The sequence below is a fragment of the Mycobacterium sp. TH-M82 genome (genome assembly GCF_057473605.1).
In genome coordinates this window covers 1-1,412 of sequence record NZ_JBYCKY010000881.1, presented here as the reverse complement: position 1 = coordinate 1,412, position 1,412 = coordinate 1, and the positions used below count along the sequence as shown (strand labels likewise).

Here is a 1,412-nt window from a genome sequence, read left to right as displayed (position 1 = left end):
CTGATCCGGGCCGATCAGCAGCGCCAGGTCCTTGGTCATCTGCCCGCCCTCGACCGTGCCGACGACGACCTCTTCGAGCTTCTCGGCGAACCCGATCACCTCGGGGGTGTTGTCCAGCTTGCCGCGGTGCTGCAACCCGCGGGTCCACGCGAAGATCGATGCGATCGGGTTGGTGGAGGTGGGCTTGCCGGCCTGGTACTGGCGGAAGTGCCGGGTGACGGTGCCGTGTGCAGCTTCGGCCTCGACGGTCTTGCCGTCGGCGGTCATCAGCACCGACGTCATCAGCCCCAGCGACCCGTAGCCCTGGGCGACGGTGTCGGACTGCACGTCGCCGTCGTAGTTCTTGCATGCCCAGACGTAGCCGCCCTCCCACTTCAGGCAGGCGGCCACCATGTCGTCGATCAGCCGGTGCTCGTAGAACAGTCCGGCCGCCTCGAACCTGTCCTTGAACTCCTCGTCGTAGATGCGCTGGAACTCGTCTTTGAACATGCCGTCGTAGGCCTTGAGGATGGTGTTCTTGGTGGACAAATAAACCGGATACTGCTCCTGCAGCCCGAACGAGAACGAGGCGCGGGCAAAGTCCTGGATGGATGCCTTGAAGTTGTACATCCCCATCACCACACCACCGTCCTCGGGGATGCTCACCATCTCGTGCACGACCGGCTCGCTGCCGTCGGCGGGGGTGAAGGTGATCGACACCTTGCCGGGCCGGTCCACCTTGAAATTGGTCGCCCGGTACTGGTCGCCGAAGGCATGTCGGCCGATGACGATAGGCTTGGTCCAGCCCGGAACCAGCCGCGGCACATTGGAAATCAAGATAGGCTCGCGAAAGATTGTGCCGCCCAGAATGTTGCGGATCGTTCCGTTCGGCGAGAGCCACATGTGCTTGAGGTTGAACTCTTTCACCCGGGCCTCGTCGGGGGTGATGGTGGCGCACTTGACACCCACCCCATGCTTTTTGATCGCATACGCCGAGTCGATGGTGACCTGGTCGTCGGTGGCATCGCGGTGCTCGATACTCAGGTCGTAGTAGTCGAGGTTGATGTCGAGGTGCGGGAGGATCAGCATTTCTTTGATCAGCCGCCAGATGACGCGCGTCATTTCGTCGCCATCGAGTTCTGCCACGGTGCCTTGGACTTTGATCTTGGATCCGTTGGACATGTTGAGTCCGATTCCTCCTCCGCATGACGGTCGCCTTGTGGGCAGCCGTGTGAGCTTTCGGGCGGGTACCGCTCGCGACGCCCACCCTACAAGGAGCGCTATGGGGCAGCCTGGCCCGCTGGCGCATCATCGGCAGGATGCGGTAGGCTACACAGCGGTCATGAGCGCCAGCGTCAAGCCCCGGCTTGCTGGCCGGCAACCCTCCAACCGCGGTGGGGTGCCCCGGGTGATGACCGGGTTGATGTAGCCGC

1 protein-coding gene and 1 riboswitch are annotated in these 1,412 nt (G+C 63.0%); the gene reads right to left on the bottom strand.

Annotation, left to right across the window (positions count from 1 at the left end):
* The coding region (locus AC2VON_RS25670) for an NADP-dependent isocitrate dehydrogenase (RefSeq protein WP_486955327.1) at positions 1–1,161 on the bottom strand (1,161 nt) is incomplete at its 3' end.
* Between the two features lie 156 nt (positions 1,162–1,317).
* A riboswitch (SAM riboswitch) is annotated at positions 1,318–1,412 on the top strand. This riboswitch is flagged as partial in the annotation.